Annotated in this window: 10 protein-coding genes; 3 read left to right on the top strand and 7 right to left on the bottom strand. The window is 67.9% G+C overall.

The genetic code is table 11. The features are described 5' to 3' along the window. Positions 1–99: 99 nt before the first annotated feature. Positions 100–954, bottom strand: a complete 855-nt coding sequence (gene kdsA / locus IM543_18235; protein QOY93478.1) for a 3-deoxy-8-phosphooctulonate synthase — start codon at positions 952–954, stop codon at positions 100–102. Further along, positions 951–2639 carry a CTP synthase gene (locus tag IM543_18240; GenBank protein ID QOY93479.1) on the bottom strand — a complete coding sequence of 563 codons (1689 nt, stop codon included), beginning with the start codon at positions 2637–2639 and terminating at the stop codon, positions 951–953. The genes kdsA and IM543_18240 overlap by 4 nt, the downstream gene beginning before the upstream one ends. 244 nt (positions 2640–2883) lie before the next feature. Between IM543_18240 and IM543_18245 the strand changes: the two genes are divergently transcribed. From IM543_18245 to IM543_18255, 3 genes are all read left to right on the top strand, one after another. Beyond that, positions 2884–4026, top strand: a complete 1143-nt coding sequence (locus IM543_18245; GenBank protein ID QOY93480.1) for a DUF898 domain-containing protein — start codon at positions 2884–2886, stop codon at positions 4024–4026. A gap of 12 nt (positions 4027–4038) precedes the next feature. Beyond that, positions 4039–5085, top strand: a complete 1047-nt coding sequence (locus tag IM543_18250) for a M48 family metallopeptidase (protein ID QOY93481.1) — start codon at positions 4039–4041, stop codon at positions 5083–5085. Positions 5086–5199: 114 nt separating this feature from the next. Beyond that, complete coding sequence (locus IM543_18255) at positions 5200–7479, top strand: PBP1A family penicillin-binding protein (protein QOY93482.1); 2280 nt, start codon at positions 5200–5202, stop codon at positions 7477–7479. A 51-nt stretch (positions 7480–7530) separates the two neighbouring features. Here IM543_18255 and IM543_18260 read toward each other — a convergent pair whose 3' ends face one another. From IM543_18260 to IM543_18280, 5 genes are all read right to left on the bottom strand, one after another. After that, positions 7531–8052, bottom strand: a complete 522-nt coding sequence (locus IM543_18260; GenBank protein ID QOY93483.1) for a cytochrome C — start codon at positions 8050–8052, stop codon at positions 7531–7533. Positions 8053–8157: 105 nt separating this feature from the next. After that, complete coding sequence (locus tag IM543_18265; GenBank protein ID QOY93484.1) at positions 8158–9762, bottom strand: DUF4139 domain-containing protein; 1605 nt, start codon at positions 9760–9762, stop codon at positions 8158–8160. A gap of 105 nt (positions 9763–9867) precedes the next feature. Beyond that, complete coding sequence (locus IM543_18270; GenBank protein QOY96744.1) at positions 9868–10350, bottom strand: gluconokinase; 483 nt, start codon at positions 10348–10350, stop codon at positions 9868–9870. Between the two features lie 101 nt (positions 10351–10451). Continuing rightward, positions 10452–10667 (bottom strand): hypothetical protein, encoded by a 216-nt coding sequence (locus tag IM543_18275; protein QOY96745.1) that lies wholly within the window; start codon positions 10665–10667, stop codon positions 10452–10454. Between the two features lie 210 nt (positions 10668–10877). Beyond that, positions 10878–14069 (bottom strand): error-prone DNA polymerase, encoded by a 3192-nt coding sequence (locus IM543_18280; protein ID QOY93485.1) that lies wholly within the window; start codon positions 14067–14069, stop codon positions 10878–10880. Positions 14070–14142 lie beyond the last annotated feature (73 nt).

Below are 14142 nucleotides of genomic sequence, written 5' to 3' on the forward strand. Positions count from 1 at the left end.
TTCGTAGCCAAGGCACTTGCCATTGTAGCAAAAGCGCGCGCGCACCCGGCCGCCGGGCGCCCGCGCTGCTTCGTACGATTGCATACTCTGCTGCTGTTCTTACTTGAAGTCGGCTTCCAGGAAGCCGGTCTTCTTGACGATGCGGTCGATCTCGACCAGGGTACTCAGGAGTTCCTTCATGCGGCCGAGCGGCACCGCGTTCGGGCCGTCCGACATCGCATTGGCCGGGTCCGGGTGGGTCTCCATGAACAGGCCGGCGATGCCGGCCGCCACGGCCGCGCGCGACAGCACCGGCACGTGCTCGCGCTGGCCGCCGGACGAGGTGCCCTGGCCGCCCGGCAGCTGCACCGAGTGGGTTGCGTCGAACACCACCGGGCAGTTCGATTCGCGCATGATGGCCAGCGACCGCATGTCCGAGACCAGGTTGTTGTAGCCGAACGAGACGCCGCGTTCGCAGGCCATGAAGTTATCTTCCGGCAGGCCCGCTTCGCGGGCGGCGGCGCGTGCCTTGTCGATCACGTTCTTCATGTCGCCAGGCGCCAGGAACTGGCCCTTCTTGATGTTGACCGGCTTGCCCGAACGCGCGCAGGCGTTGATGAAGTCGGTCTGGCGGCACAGGAACGCGGGGGTCTGCAGCACGTCGACCACGCTGGCCACCTGCGGGATCATTTCTTCGTCGTGGACGTCGGTGAGCACCGGCACGCCGATCTGCTTGCGCACGTCGGCCAGGATCTCCAGGCCCTTGTCGATGCCGGGACCGCGGAAGGTCTTGCCGGAGGAGCGGTTGGCCTTGTCGAAGGACGACTTGTAGATGAAGGGGATGCCCAGGCTGCTCGTGATGTCCTTCAGCGTACCGGCGGTATCGAGCGCCATCTGGCGCGATTCGATCACGCAGGTACCGGCGATCAGGAAAATCGGGTGCTCGAGGCCGACGTCGAATCCGGCAAGTTTCATGCTGCGTCTCCTTGCAAAGCCGGCGAATTGTTCGCCGCCACGTTGGTGTTGGCCGCCTGGTGCGCCAGCGCTGCCTTGATGAATGCCGTGAACAGCGGATGGCCGTTGCGCGGGGTCGACTTGAACTCCGGATGGAACTGCACGCCGATGTAGAACGGATGCGCATTGTCGCCGCTGCGCGGCAGTTCCATGATCTCGAGCAGGTCTTCGTTCGGGGTGCGCGCCGACACCACCAGCCCGGCCGCTTCGATCTTCGGCAGGTAGAAGTTGTTGCCTTCGTAGCGGTGGCGGTGGCGCTCGGTCACGACGTTGCCGTAGATGTCGGCGGCCAGCGTGCCCGGGTTCACGGCGCAGGTCTGCGCGCCCAGGCGCATGGTGCCGCCCAGGTCCGAATTCGTGTCGCGGCGTTCGACCTTGCCGTCATGGTTCTGCCATTCGGTGATCAACGCCACCACCGGCTGGTCGGTTTCCGGGTCAAACTCGGTGGAGTTCGCATTCGGCAGGCCGGCCACGTGGCGCGCGTATTCGATCAGCGCCACCTGCATGCCCAGGCAGATGCCCAGGTAAGGGATCCTGTTTTCGCGGGCGTAGCGGGCAGCCATGATCTTGCCTTCCACGCCGCGCTTGCCGAAGCCGCCCGGCACCAGGATGGCGTCGTACTTGGCCAGGTGCTCGCAGCCACGGCTTTCGATCTCTTCCGAGTCGAGGTACTCGATGTTGACGCGGCTCTCGGTGTGGATGCCGGCGTGGCGCAGCGCCTCGGTGAGGGACTTGTACGATTCGATCAGGTCGACGTACTTGCCCACCATGCCGATCGTGATTTCGTGCTTCGGATTTTCCAGGGTGTGGATCAGCTTGCTCCACATCGACAGGTCGGCCTTCGGTGCTTCCAGGCCGAGCGCCTCGAGGATGATGTCGTCCAGGCCCTGGTCGTGCAGCACCTGCGGCACCTTGTAGATGGTGTCCACGTCCCACACCGAGATCACGGCCTGCTCTTCCACGTTGGCGAACAGCGAGATCTTGGCGCGCTCGTCGTCCGGGATGCGGCGGTCGGCGCGGCACAGCAGCGCGTTCGGCGAAATGCCGATCTCGCGCAACTTCTGCACCGAGTGCTGGGTCGGCTTGGTTTTCAGCTCGCCGGCCGAGGCGATGTAGGGCACCAGGGTCAGGTGCACGAAGGCCGCGCCCTTGCGGCCCGAGCGCAGCGACAGCTGGCGCGCCGCTTCCAGGAAGGGCAGCGACTCGATGTCGCCCACGGTGCCGCCGATTTCGACCAGCGCCACGTCGACGCCTTCGGCGCCGCGGCGGATGTAGTCCTGGATCTCGTTGGTGATGTGCGGGATCACCTGCACGGTCTTGCCGAGGTACTCGCCGCGGCGTTCCTTGCGGATCACCGATTCGTAGATCTGGCCGGTGGTGAAGTTGTTCACCTTCTTCATGCGGGTGCTGATGAAGCGCTCGTAGTGGCCCAGGTCGAGGTCGGTCTCGGCGCCGTCATCGGTGACGAACACTTCGCCGTGCTGGGTCGGGCTCATGGTGCCCGGGTCCACGTTGATGTACGGGTCGAGCTTGAGCATGGTGACTTTGAGACCGCGCGATTCGAGGATCGCGGCGAGGGAAGCGGCCGCGATTCCCTTGCCCAGGGAAGAGACGACGCCGCCAGTGACGAATACGAATTTGGTCATTGTGCTGAAGGTGCCGAATGGCACGCGCGGGAAATAGAAATTATACCTTAAAGCGCGCAAATACTTCTGGTCACCATGCCATCTTCCTCCCAAAATGGACGATTGGGGGCGATTGCCGGAGAAAAACACGACATCGTCGGGCGCCGCCGGAATGTGGCGCCCGACGCGAGCGCGCAAGAATATGCCGCATCAATTGACCGACCGGCGGGGTGGCCACCTATACTGGGCTTTTTGTGCGCCAGACATGCATACACTGACCGATCCGCCGGCCGGGCTCGACGCCGATGCCGTCGACCGCGCCCCTGCCGACGCCGCGCATACCCTGGCGCTGCGCTTCAGCGGAGACGGCCGCGAATACTTCCGCATCTGGGTCGTCAACCTGCTGTTGACGCTGGCCACGCTGGGGATCTACTCGGCCTGGGCCAAGGTAAGGCGGCTGCAGTACTTCGACCGCAACACCATCCTGGCCGGCGCCAGCTTCGACTTCCACGGCGACCCACGCGCCATCCTGGCCGGGCGCCTGCTGTCGGTCGTGCTGCTGGCGGCCTACCATTATGCTTTCGGCTTCTCGACCAGCTTCGGATTGGTCGTGATCGCCGGGCTGCTGCTGCTGTTTCCCTACCTGATGCGCGGCGCCCTGCGCTTTCGCCTCGGCAACACCAGCTACCGCGGCCTGCGCCTGGGCTTCGACGGCTCGGTGGGCCAGGCCTACCTGGCCTGGATGCCGCCCGCCTTCACCTTCCTGATGCCCGGCGCGCTGCTGGCGCTGTATCCGGAGCAGCCGGAACTGGCCGCGCTGCCGCTGCCGCTCTACCTGCTCTGGCCACTGATGCACGCCCGGATCCGGCGCTTCCAGCATGCGCACCTGCTGTTCGGCGGCCAGCATTCGGCGTATGCGCTCAAGGCGCGCCGCTTCTACAAACCCTATCTCGTCGCCGGACTGCTGGGCATTGGCGGCGTGTTCGGCGCCGGCCTGGTGGCAGGCATCGGCGCCTGGGCCGCCGGCGGCGGCAAGGCCATGGCTTTCGTGCCCGCCGTCGCCGCGGTGATCATGGTGTACGTCATGTACCTGCTGGCCGGGCCCTATATGGTGGTGCGGGTCGCGAACCTGGCCTGGTCCCACACCAGCTTTCCCGGCATTCGCTTGCGCTCCACCCTGCCCGCGCGCGCCTTCATGAAGCTGCAGACCAAGAATGCGCTGCTCACCGTGCTCACGCTCGGCCTGTACCGCCCGTTCGCCGTCGTCGCCGTCTACCGCTTCCGGCTGGCGCACCTGCACATCGAGGTGGACGGCGACATCGAGGCCGCCTGCGCCCACGTGGCGACCCGCGCAAGCGCCGTCGGCGACAGCGTCGCCGACGGCTTCGGCATCGACCTTTCCTGGTAAGGACCCGGCACCATGAGCACCGCACACTATTTCGACGGCCGCAGCGCACGCCTGCATCTGGTCGAGCTGGCGACCGACGACGGCAGCATCCACCTGACCGGCACGACCAGCCGCAGCTATTCCATGGCCAGCACCCGCCTGGCCGAGCCCTTCCGGCACGCCCCGGCCGTGCTCTACTTCGCGGACGGCAGCCACGCCGAGATGCAGGACCCGGCCATGCTTGCGCAGCTCGCCGCCGCGCTCGGCTACCGCAAGCCCTGGGTGGTGCGCTGGCAGGAGCATACCGCCGCGGCACTGACGGCCCTGGTGCTGCTGGTGCTGCTGATCGCCTCCGGCTGGTACTGGGGCATCCCGGCCGCCGCCGAACATCTTGCCAGCCGGGTGCCGCCCTCGGCCGACCGGGCCCTTGGCGAGAATGCCCTGGCGCTGATGCAGCGCCAGGGCCTGCTCAAGCCATCGCGCCTGAGCGACGACCGGATCGCGGCGCTGGAGGCCATCCTGCAGCGGGTCCAGCCGGCCTCCCCGCGCATCGGGCTGCGCCTGCGCGTGCAGGCCGCGCCGCAGCTGGGGCCGAACGCGCTGGCCTTCCCCGACGGGACCATCGTCCTCACCGACGAGATGGTGCGCCTGGTGATGGGCAAGGACAACGATTTCGATGCCCGCGCCGCGGCGGCGCTGGCCGGCGTGCTGGCGCACGAGGTCGGCCACATACAGCAACGCCACAGTGCGCGCACCCTCACCCGCTCTTCATTGACGGCGGCGCTGTCGGCCACGCTGTTCGGCGACTTCAGCGCCGTCGCCGCCGGGCTGCCGGCCGTGCTGAGCAACATGGCGTATTCGCGCGAGATGGAGCTCGCCGCCGACGACTACGCCGCGCGCACGCTGCGCGCACGCGACATTCCCCTGGCGCCGCTGGCCGACCTGTTCGACCACCTCGAGGAGCAGGATGACAAGCTGCCGGCATTCCTGCGCCAGACGATCAGCTACGGCTCCAGCCATCCCGACGCCGGCGAGCGCAGCGCGCGCCTGCGCGACGCCGACGGCGCGGCGAGCCGGTAGCGCCGCTTGCGCCCGCGACAGTCAGGAAACGCTACCTTGCCGCTTTCCGCTGCGCCCGGTGCGCGATGAGGCTATGATCGGCGCCGTATCCAACCCACCGTCCCGATCGCACCCATGTACCTGCCCTCCCCGCTTCGCCTGGCCGCCCGCGCCGCGCAGCTTTCCGCGCTGCTTCCCATCCTGCTGCTGCCGGCCGCGGCGCCCGCCACGGCCGGCGTCCTCGACGAAGTCCCGCTCCCGGACATCAGCGCCGTGACCGACTACCGGCCCAGGATTCCGCTGCGGGTCTACAGCGCCGACAAGGTGCTGATCGGCGAATTCGGCGCCGAACGGCGCGATTTCGTGCCGATCGCGCGGATCCCCGCCCTGATGAAGGCCGCCGTGCTGTCGATCGAGGATGCGCGCTTCTATGAACACGGCGGCATCGACTGGATTCGCGCGCTGGGCGCCGCCAGGGCCAACCTGGCCTCGCTCGGCAGCTTCCGCCAGGGCGGCTCGACCATCACCATGCAGGTGGCGCGCAACTTCTTCCTGTCGCGCGACAAGACCCTGCCGCGCAAGCTCACCGAAGTCGCGCTGGCCTACAAGATCGAGCAGGCCCTGAGCAAGGACCAGATCCTGGAGGTCTACATGAACCAGATCTACCTCGGCCAGCGTTCCTACGGCTTCTCGAGCGCGGCGCGCACCTATTTTGGCAAGTCGCTGGACAAACTGAGCCTGGCCGAAACCGCGATGCTGGCCGGCCTGCCGCAGAACCCCTCGCGCCACAATCCGGTCGCCAGTCCGGAGCGCGCCCAGGAGCGCCAGCGCGTGGTCCTGAAACGCATGCTTGCGCTGGGCAGGATCAACGAAGCGCAGTACCGGCGCGCACTGGCCGAGCCGCTGCGCGTGCGGCAGGACGGCGGCGGCCCGGGCGCCGGCGCCGAGTACGTCGCCGAGCTGGCGCGCCAGGCCGCTTTTTCCCGCTTCGGCCAGGCCGCCTACGAACACGGCTACAGCGTCACCACCAGCATCCATGCGGCCGAGCAGAACGCCGCCTTCGAGGCGGTACGGCGCAACGCCATCGCCTACGACCGCCGCCACGGCTACCGCGGCCCTGAAGCCCGCATCGCCCTGCCGAAGGAGGCGGCGCAACGCGAAGACGCGATCCAGGCGGCGCTGCAGCAGCGCCCCGCGGTCGCCGGCTTCACGCCGGCCGTGGTGCTGGCGGCCTCGCCCAAGCGGGTGCGGGTGGCCACCCGCGACGGCGAAACGATCGACATCAAGGGCGCCGGGCTCGCATTCGCCGCCCCCGCCCTGTCTTCCGCCGCCAAGGCCGGCCTCCGGCTGACGCCAGGCGCCGTGGTGCGGATCGCGCGAACCGGCAAGGACGGCTGGGCGATCGGCCAGCTGCCGCAGGTCGCATCGGCCTTCGTGGCGCTCGACGCCCAGACCGGCCTGGTGCGCGCAATGGTCGGCGGCGTCGACTACCAGCTGCAAAAGCTCAACCACGTGACCCAGGCCTGGCGCCAGCCAGGATCGAGCATCAAGCCCTTCGTGTACTCGGCGGCGCTGGAGCGCGGCTTCTTCCCCGGCACCACCATCCTCGACGAGCCGCTCGATTTCTCCGACGAGAAGGCCTACGCCAACTGGTCGCCGCGCAACGACGACGGCGTGTTCGAAGGTCCGGTGACGATCCGCCATGCGCTCACGCATTCGCGCAACGTGCCGACCGTGCGCATGCTGCGTGCCCTGGATGTCGACTATGCGCGCGGACACCTGGCGCGCTTCGGCTTCGACCTGGCGCGCCACCCGAGCAACCTGACCCTGGCCCTGGGCACCGGCGCGGTGACGCCACTGCAGCTGGCCGGCGCCTATGCGGTGCTGGCCAACGGCGGCTACCGGGTCGAGCCGCAGCTGGCGATGACGATCCAGGACCGCGACGGCCGGGTGCTGTTCGAGAGCGGCAAACCGCGCGCGCTGCAGGAAGCCGCCCGGGTGCTCGATGCGCGCAATGCCTTCATTCTCGATTCGATGCTGCGCGACGTGGCGCGTGCCGGCACCGGCGCCCAGGCTTCGCGTCTCCTGAGCCGGACCGACCTGGCGGGCAAGACCGGCACCACCAGCAATGCCATCGACGGCTGGTTCGCCGGCTACGGCGGCAACGTGGTGGCGGTCGCCTGGATGGGCCATGACGAACCGCGCTCGCTGGGCAGTCGCGAATTCGGCGCCACGCTGGCGCTGCCGGTCTGGGTCGACTACATGCGGGTGGCGCTGGCCGGGACGCCGCAGCGCGAGCGCGCCGTGCCCGAAGGCGTGGTGCGCGCGGGTGGCGACTGGGTGTATGCGGAGTTCGCCGAACCGGCGCCGGATGCCCGGGAAAGCGCGGCTGCGCCTGCGGAACAGACGCCGTGACGGGAGGCGGGCGCGGGCGGCCTCCCTGCCTGCACACCGTCGCCTGGCAGTTTATCTGGGTGGCGCCGGGAACAGGATCGCCGGGCCCTTCGGGACCACGCCCGGCGCGAGTGCGGCGGGCGCCGGCTTGCCGGCCGGGCCGAGATGGCGCACGAAGCGGTAGATCGCGCGCAGGTCTTCCTTGTCCATCGTATTCAGCGTAAACCAGGGCATCGGCGGGCGCGCCTGCATGGTCTGCGCCATCTTGATCCAGTCTTCCTCGCCCATCGCGTTCATCGACAGGCGCAGGTTGGTCGGATAGGTGGTCCCCCAGGGGCCGCGCCAGCCCAGCTGGTCGCCCTGGAGCCAGTCCTTTTCCGCGACCTTGCCGGCGCTCATGCCGTAGCCCGCGGTATGGCAGTCGTTGCAGCCGCCGACCTTCACCAGGTAGCGCCCGCGCTCGATGTACTTGCCCTGGGCCGAGGCGTTCGCCGGCGGATGCGGGTTGTTCTGGGCGGCATGGGCCGGCATGCCGAGCACCAGCAGCACGGCCGCCTGGAGAACCGCACGCGTGGTGTGGAAATGCTTGATCATGGTGGTCCGCTCCCGATGTGCTTGTCAATACACGTCAGGATACGCCAGCTTGGCTGCCACCGGCAGCCCCACGGCGGGGGGGGATCGTGCGGGCCGACTGTTTTTTTAAGGCAAGCCTTGCACCCTTCCCTCCTTCGGATAATCGATCACGTAGTCCACATCGAAGCGGACGGTCTGGTTCGGCTTCAGGCTGCGCTCCCAGCCGACCAGGCCGCGCCGCTGCTGCCAGTCCTTGACGTTCGCTTGCGGGCTGAGCGCGATCTTCACCTCGACCTTGTCCGATTCGCTGACCGGGGTCGGCTCCAGCACCAGGATGTCGATCGGCTGGCGGTGGAAGCTCGTTACCACATAGGTGTCGGCGATGCGCTTCTGGGTGTCCTGCCTGAAGATCCCCGCCTGGCCGGTTTTCTGGTCGCGGTGCTCGGTGCTTACCCGCACCAGCGGATCGCGGCCGAAGGACATCGAGAAGCGCTCGCTGGCCTGGGGATCCCAGTGCAGCGCGCCGACATAGGAGCCGTCGCGGCGCAGCTGCACCTGGCCCGGCAGCCAGACGCCGTCCGGCCGCGCCGCGTCGATGGTCAGGACCGCCGTGTCGCCGTTGGTGCGCGGGGAAATGCGCACCAGCTGCTTGACCGCCAGGTTCTGCTTCGCCAGGCCGACCGAGATCTCGCGCCCGTCCGAGGCCAGGTCGACCCGGGCCGGCACCTCGTATTCGGTAGTGAAGGTTCCCTGCGTTTCCACGATCGGCGCGACGTAGTCGTCGGCCGCCCTGATGCGCGAGCCGCTCACGCTCACGGCCTTGGGCGCTGCCGGCGGCGGGGGCGGCGCGGCGTAACGGAACTGGGTCGCCAGGGCCATTTCCTGCTCCTGCGGCGGCCGCCAGCTCAGCAGCCAGGGCGAGGGATCGGGCGCGTATGCGGTCAGGTTCGGCTGGCCTGTGGAGAGCCGCAGTTTGACCCCGCTCCAGTCCTCGCCGGTCTTCTGCGAGATCGAGGCCATGCGTTCGAGTTCGAGGTTTGAAGCGTTCGAGTCCAGCGAAGCGCGGTAGGTCGGCTTCCAGCCGGCGCGCTTGACCTGGTAACTCAGCACCAGCCGGCCCGCCTGCCTGGCCGCCACCGCCACCGTCATGCTGCGGCTCTCGCGGGTGCCGGCCTGTAGCTTGGCCAGGTCGCGCTTGAGGGCGTCGAGCTGTTTGGTCAGCGAACGCTTCCTGACTTCGGCCTCGTGCATGCGGGCCAGGGCCTCGCTGCCGCCCTTGCGGATCGCATCCAGGGTCGCCAGCAGCGCCTTGGGGTCGGCGGCCACCGAACGGGTCGCATTCTCGCCGCCGCCCAGGCGCTCGAGATAGCCCTGCACCAGTTGCGCCGCCTTGTAGTCCGCATCGATCAGCGCGAGCTTGTCCTGCACGGCCTGGATCTGCGCGTCGAGTTCCGCCTCGCGCGGATTGCGGCTCTCGGCCGTGGCCCGGTCGCGCGTGATGACTTGCCCCACCTGGATGCCCGGATCGGCCTGCAGGCGCATGGTGTCGGTATCGAAGTTGGCCAGCAGGCCGGTGATCTCGACCTGGGTCGTGCCAGGTGCTATCTGCAGCACCCGCTCCACGGTGGCGCTGCCGGGATACAGGGTGACGCTCTGGATCGGCGCCTCGACGGCGGATGCGCTGGAGGCGACCAGCGCCAGGAGGACCGGCCATTGCTGTTTCATTGCCATGGACTCTTCTTTTCGAAATGGGATGATTTTGCGAGAGTAACAGATAGCGAAGTGCAAAAACCCGCAAAAAACCACGGCAGGGCAAGACTTGTGTAAGCAGATATGTCAGCGCGAGCGTGCCGCTGCCAGGGCCTGTTCCACCAACGATGCCGGAGGCGCGCGCAGGTCGAGGGTGAGGCCGCATTCGTCCGGCTGCAAGGGTTCGAGATCGCGCAACTGGCTGTCGAGCAGCGCGGGCGGCATGAAATGGCCGCTGCGCGCGGCCATGCGCTGCGCGATCAGCTCGCGGTCGCCGTGCAGGTGGACGAAGCAGACCTGCCGGTCCTCGCCGCGCAGCAGCTCGCGGTAGCTGCGCTTCAGGGCGGAGCAGGCCAGCACCGCTACCTCGCCCTCTTCCTGCGCTGTCAGGAGTTCGGCGCGCAGGGCCCGCAGCCAGTCCCAGCGCTCGGCGTCGGTCAGCGGCACGCCGGCCGCCATCCTGGCCAGGTTCTGCGCCGGGTGGAAACGGTCGCCTTCGATGAAGCGCGCGCCCAGCGCCTGGGCGAGCAGCGCGCCGACCAGGCTCTTGCCGCAGCCGCTCACGCCCATGACGATCCAGGCGCTTGGCGCTTGCGTGCTGGTGGTGGTGTTCATCGATATGGCAGACCGGCAAATCCAGTGTGCGTTTGACTATCTGGTCAGGAACCTGGCTAGCGATTTTCCGGATCGGTCCGGCGCTCGGGAGGATCGCCCTCCTCGAAGCCCGCGACAAACAGCATCAGCAAGTCATTGGTCACTTTTTCGTGTCCCGCTTCCAGCAGCTCATTCGCCATTCCCGTCAGCTCGACCGGGCCGAGCTTGGCGCCCGTGTGATCGACCGCATGTCGTGTCACCTTGCCAAGCTGGAACGCTAACTCGGCAATCATCGTTTTTTCTGTGGCATTCATCTCGAACTCTTTCATCTTGGTCGCGCGCTCGTCCGCGCCGAAGGCGGTCGCAGGTCGAAGCTGCCCGCCCGGCGCAGCATATCAGGTTGCCGTCCAGCGTGGCCCGGGCGCGACCTACGGAGCGCTCATCCGAACGGCGCAAGCGAAAACGGATCAATTGCATACCCGGGTGGGGGCAGCTTGCTCGTCCTAGCAAAAATCCCGGCTCGGCGCGCGCAGCTTGCCCAGCAAATGCGACATGTCCACCAGCCGCTTGGCCACCAGGTGGCGCACCTGCCCCTGCTGCTGCCAGACGCCGTACACGCCCAGCAGCGGCGCATGGAGTACTTCGCGCCGCTGCTGCTCCACCAGGGTGGGCCAGACGATCACGTTGATGTTCCCGGTCTCGTCCTCGAGCGTCATGAACAGCACGCCCTTGGCCGTGCCGGGACGCTGGCGCACCGTCACCAGGCCGCAGGCGCGCGCCAGCTGGCCGTCGGCGTAATCCATCAGGGTGGAGGCCGGCATGAAGCGCCTGGCCAGCAGCCCCTCGCGCAGCAACGCCAGCGGATGGCGGCCAAGCGTCAGGCCCTGCGCGCGGTAGTCGCCCACGATCTCGTCGGCCTCGGACGGCGCGGCCAGCTGCGGCAGTTCCTCTACCGGCGCGGTCGGGCGCAGCAAGTCCTTGTCGGGCACCGCCCCCACCGCCTGCCACAGCGCCTCGCGCCGGTGCCCGGCCAGCGACTGCAATGCATTGGCGCCGGCCAGCACCTGCAGGTCGCCCCGGTCGAGCCCGGCGCGGCGCGCCAGGTCGGCCACGCTCTCGAAGGGACGCACCGCGCGCGCCATCTCGATGCGCAGCGCCACTTCCTGCCTCATCCCGCGCTGCAGGGACAAGCCTAGCCGCACTGCGGGCTGGATTGTCCGGTCCACCGGATCGCATTCTTCCAGCGTCGAGTCCCAGCCGCTGATGGCCACGTCGGCCGGGCGCACCTCGATGCCGTGGCGGCGTGCGTCCTGCACCAGTTGCGAGGGACTGTAGAAACCCATCGGCTGGCTGTTGAGCAGCGCGCACAAGAAGGCCGCCGGCTCGTGGCACTTGAGCCAGGAACTGGCATAGGCCAGCAGCGCGAAGCTGGCCGCATGCGACTCGGGAAAGCCGTACTCGCCGAAACCCTGGATCTGGCTGAAGATCGCCTCGGCGAATTCCAGGGTATAGCCGCGCTCCAGCATGCCCTTCACGATGCGCTCGTAGTACTTCTCCAGCCCGCCCTTGCGCTTCCAGGCCGCCATCGCACGCCGCAGCTGGTCGGCCTCGCCCGGGCTGAAGCCGGCGCCCAGGATCGCCACCTGCATCACCTGCTCCTGGAAGATCGGCACGCCCAGCGTGCGCTCGAGCGCCACCTTCATTTCGGGGCTCGGATAGTGGATCGGCTCCAGGCCCTGGCGCCGCCGCAGATACGGATGCACCATGCCGCCCTGGATCGGGCCGGGCCGCACCACCGCCACCTCGATCACCAGGTCGTAGAAGCGGCGCGGACGCATGCGCGGCAGCATGCTCATCTGCGCGCGCGACTCGATCTGGAACACGCCCACCGTGTCGGCCGCGCAGATCATGTCGTAGGTGGCGGTGTCGTCAGGCGGGATGTCCTGCATCTCGAACAGGTTGCCGTAGCGCTGGCCGACCAGCTCCAGCCCGCGGCGCAGCATCGACAGCATGCCCAGCGCCAGCACGTCCACTTTCATGAGCCCGAGTTCTTCCAGGTCGTTCTTGTCCCACTGGATGACGCTGCGCTCCGCCATGGTGGCGTTCTCGATCGGCACCAGGCGCGACAGCTTGCCGCGCGCGATCACGAAGCCGCCCGGATGCTGCGACAGGTGGCGCGGGAAGTTCAGCAGTTTGTCGGCAAGCGTCGCCCACTGCTGCGCCAGGCGCGATTCCGGGTCCAGCCCGGCCTCGGCCAGGCGGCCCAGCAGATCGGCGCGGCTGTCGAACCAATGGTGGGTCTTGGCCACCTTCTCGACGATGGCCAGGTCGATGCCGAGCGCGCGCCCGCTGTCGCGCAGCGCACTCTTGGGCCGGTAGCTGATCACCACCGCCGCCAGCGCCGCCCGCTCGCGCCCATATTTTTGATAAATGTACTGGATGACCTCTTCGCGGCGCTGGTGCTCGAAATCGACGTCGATGTCGGGCGGCTCGTTGCGCTCCTTCGAGATGAAGCGTTCGAACAGCAGGCTGGCGCGCGCCGGGTCGACCTCGGTGATGCCGAGGCAGTAGCACACCGCGGAGTTGGCGGCCGAACCGCGGCCCTGGCACAGGATGTGTTGCGAGCGCGCGAAGCGCACGATGTCGTACACGGTGAGGAAGTAGTGCTCGTAGCGCATCTCGGCGATCAGCTGCAACTCGTGCTCGACCTGCGCCTGCACCTTGGCCGGGATGCCCTCGCGGAAGCGCCGGTGCGCGCCGATATAGGTTTCCTGGCGCAGGAAGCTGCTGGCATCGTGGCCGGGCGGGACCACTTCGTCGGGGTATTCGTAGCGCAGCTCGTCCAGCGAAAAGGTACACAGGCGCGCGATGCGCACCGTCTCGGCCAGCGCTTCGCGTCCGTAGATATTCCCCAGCCGCAGGCGCGAGCGCAGGTGCTGCTCGGCGTTCTGGGCCAGGCCATAGCCGCATTCGGCCACCGGCTTCTTCAGTCGGGTGGCGGTGAGCGTGTCCTGCAGCGGTTTGCGCGAGCGCACGTGCATCACCACGTGGCCCAGCGCCGTGATCGGCAGGCCGTGCTGCCAACCCACTTCTTCCAGCGTTGCGCGGTGCGGCTCGTCGAAAGCGCGGTGCAGCAGCGCCATGCCGAGCCACGAACGGCCCGGGAAGGTGGAGGCCATCCACGCTGCCTGTGCATGCAAACGGTCGACATCGAGCGCTTCGTGCGACGGATAATGCGGCAGCAGGATCGCCAGGCAATCGGGCATGTGCTGCAGGTGCGCATGGGCGGGCGCGGGCCGGGCCAGGTCGTCCGGCGTCAGGAAGTACGTCCCTTTTTCGCTGCGCGTGCGGCCCAGGGTGATCAGCTCCGCTAGATTGCCGTAGCCGTTGCGGTTCTTGGCCAGCAGGATGAGCGACAGCGCCGCGCTGCCGTCCGGGTTCTTCAGGTGGAAGTGGGCGCCGATCACCAGGGGCAGGCCGGCTTTCTTCGCTTCGGCATGGGCGCGCACCACGCCGGCCAGCGAGCACTCGTCGGTCAGGGCCAGGGCAAAATAATCCAGCTGGACCGCCCGCGCCACCAGTTCCTCGGCATGCGAGGCGCCTTCCAGGAAGGAGAAGTTCGACAGGCAGAACAGCTCCGCGTAGGGAGGCAAGCCCTGTGGCAAAGTCGGCAGTGGCGGGAAGGGATCGGTCATCGGCAAGGGCTGAACAAAAGCGGCGCGAACGGGCTACAATGCTAGTCAAACCAGCAATACTGTATAAAAACAC

The organism is Massilia sp. UMI-21, from assembly GCA_015277795.1.
Classification (GTDB): domain Bacteria; phylum Pseudomonadota; class Gammaproteobacteria; order Burkholderiales; family Burkholderiaceae_D; genus Telluria.